Source organism: Candidatus Bandiella numerosa, assembly GCF_021811875.1.
GTDB lineage: Bacteria > Pseudomonadota > Alphaproteobacteria > Rickettsiales > Midichloriaceae > Aquirickettsia > Aquirickettsia numerosa_A.
In genome coordinates this window covers 1-2,620 of sequence record NZ_JAJBJD010000152.1, presented here as the reverse complement: position 1 = coordinate 2,620, position 2,620 = coordinate 1, and the positions used below count along the sequence as shown (strand labels likewise).

3 protein-coding genes are annotated in these 2,620 nt (G+C 31.0%); all 3 read right to left on the bottom strand.

The window, feature by feature from the left end:
- Window positions 1-75: 75 nt before the first annotated feature.
- The 3 genes from L8D11_RS04855 to tatC are packed head-to-tail and all read right to left on the bottom strand — an operon-like array spanning window position 76 to window position 2,254.
- Window positions 76-225, bottom strand: coding sequence for a hypothetical protein (locus L8D11_RS04855; protein WP_236870544.1), 150 nt, complete (start codon window positions 223-225; stop codon window positions 76-78).
- Entirely contained in the window at window positions 222-1,499 is a 1,278-nt protein-coding gene (gene serS, locus L8D11_RS04850; RefSeq protein WP_236870543.1) for a serine--tRNA ligase, read from the bottom strand. The genes L8D11_RS04855 and serS overlap by 4 nt, the downstream gene beginning before the upstream one ends.
- 2 nt (window positions 1,500-1,501) lie before the next feature.
- Window positions 1,502-2,254, bottom strand: coding sequence for a twin-arginine translocase subunit TatC (tatC, locus tag L8D11_RS04845; protein ID WP_236870542.1), 753 nt, complete (start codon window positions 2,252-2,254; stop codon window positions 1,502-1,504).
- Between the last annotated feature and the right edge of the window lie 366 nt (window positions 2,255-2,620).

Genomic DNA, 2,620 nt, shown 5'->3' with positions numbered 1-2,620 from the left:
ATCCAAAGAGAGAATTTTCAAAAAGCTAAATTTATTTGGGATGAAGCTATCCAAGAGATAGCTGCTGCCTAAAATTTAAGGGTCAGGGTTGTGTTGCGGCCATATTTCCATTAACTTGACGGTGCCCACCAATGTTATAATTACAACATCAATCCCAAATGCAATTATTTTTCTATTTAAAGACGCATATTCATATTTTGATTTAATATCGTTAATTTTAGTCATTTTTCCTTTTTAATTATTTTTTGATTTTGCATAAAGGGTTGTAATTCTTTTGGGATAGAAATACTACCATCTTCATTTTGGTAATTCTCTATAATTGCGATCATTGTTCTACCCACTGCTAAACCAGACCCATTTAATGTATGAACAAAGTAATTTTTACCATCTTTAAGTGATTTATATCTAGCTTTCATCCTTCTTGCTTGGAACTCACCACAGTTTGAACAACTAGAAATCTCTCTATACCTTTTTTCGTATGGCAACCAAACCTCAAGATCATAAGTTTTTTGTGAACAAAATCCTGTATCTTGAGTACAAAGAAGCGCTATTCTGTATGGCAATCCCAATTTTTGTAAAATAGTTTCTGCAGCATTTGTTATCCTTTCTAATTCATTTGCTGACTCCTCAGGCTTTACAATACTTATTAATTCCACTTTAGAAAATTGATGTTGTCTTATCATTCCTTTGGTATCTCTCCCAGCACTTCCAGCTTCTGAACGAAAACATTGGGTATAACCTGTGTATCTTCGTGGCAATTCGCTCTCAGCTATAATTTCATCAGCTGCCATGCATACAAGAGGGATTTCAGAAGTAGGTATCAGTCTATAACCATTGGTAGTTTTAAATGAATCCTCTTCAAATTTTGGCAATTGACCAGCTTTAAACATCGTTTCTTCCAGCACTAACGCTGGTGGAGAAACTTCTTCAAAACCAAACTCTCTCACATGAACATCAAGCATAAAAGTTGCAAGCGCCCTCTCTAATCTTACAAAATCCTTTCTTAATATAACAAATCTTGAACCTGAAATTTTGGTTGCAGATTCAAAATCCATTAATCCTAAATTTTCGCCTATATCGTAATGAGAGCGAACTGTAAAATCAAAATGCCTTGGCTTTCCAAATTTTCTTATAATCTGATTATCTTCTTCTTTTTCACCATATGGAACCCCTTCTTCAAGAAGGTTAGGAAGCGAAATTAAAAAGTTATTGAGTTTTTCTTGTGCCTCATTTTTTTGCTCTTCCAGAATATGTATTTTATGCTTGATTTCATAGCCCCTCTCCTTCAGTACCTTAAATTTTTCATCCTTATGATCAATGAAAGACATTTGTTTGGCAACTTCATTTCTTTCATGTTGTAAATCCTGAATTTTAGATTTATTCTCCCGCACAATATTATCAATAAATAATATTTCTTCAGAGCATGGATGAATGCCTCTATTCTCCGTTCCCTTATCAAATAATTTACTATTTTCTCTTATAAATTTAATATCATGCATACTTATTTTACTCTTTTACATAAAATTATAGAAATTTCATATAACAACACAAGCGGTAATGCAAGTATCACTTGGCTAATTACATCTGGTGGAGTAAGTATAGCAGCTAAAATAAAAATTAATACTATCGAATATCTTCTAAATTTTTTTAATTGATGATGGTTAATAATCTTTAATTTTGTTAACATCACCAATAATATAGGCAATTGAAATGCCAATCCAAAACCTATGAATAACTCCACAATTAAATCTATGTATTCACTTATTTTTGCCTCTAATATAATTGGAATGCCGTGCTTAGGATTTATATCTTGAAAACTTATAAAAAATCTCCAAGTTATCGGCATTACAACAAAATATACCAATAACACCCCTATCAAAAATAACATTGGAGGAAAAAATATATATGGCATAATAACCTTTTTTTCCTTTTTATACAGCCCTGGTTCTAGGAATTTATAAAGCTGATAGAAAAAAATTGGCGAACATAAAAAGAGACTTGAAATAAAAGAAATTTTTAGTTCAGTCATGAAACCTTCCGTTAACTTAGTGTATATAAAGTGAAAATTTCCCTCTCCCTCTGAAAGCTTTGAGAGTGGCTTTGAGAGCAAATAAAATATATCCCAACTAAATTGAAAAGTGATTATGGTGATAATTATAAAAGAAAATACCACCTTCATTAAGCAATATTTAAACTCTAAAAGATGCTCCTCAAGAGTAAATCTTTTCAGCTTATGCTTGCTATTTTTTGACATTGTACACAAATATTAATTCAGGTATTATATACAAGTGGTCCAAAAAATCAAAAAATTTTCTTCTCTCATAAAAATCCGTATAAAATACGGCACCGTCAATTTGAGGCTAGAAATCTAACAAAGCCCAGCCTCAAAATATGCTATATCTTAATATTACAATTCCGAATGCTCTAAATTGAAATGACCTTGATTAATATCAAAAATAAACGCTGTTTTTTCAACAAAATTATCACAATTATCGGCACAGTCAAGTTAAAAATAGAATAAAATTCTGATATTGAATAAAAGATTATAAAATTGTAGGATTTAAAAAAATAAATATCAAAAAAGATGAAGGGCACACCAAACAGACATAGATATCCAATG

Coding starts and splice junctions, on each gene's coding strand:
- serS (WP_236870543.1), bottom strand. CDS start 1,499: ATGCATGATATTAAATTTATAAGAGAAAATAGTAAATTATTTGATAAG.
- tatC (WP_236870542.1), bottom strand. CDS start 2,254: ATGTCAAAAAATAGCAAGCATAAGCTGAAAAGATTTACTCTTGAGGAG.
- L8D11_RS04855 (WP_236870544.1), bottom strand. CDS start 225: ATGACTAAAATTAACGATATTAAATCAAAATATGAATATGCGTCTTTA.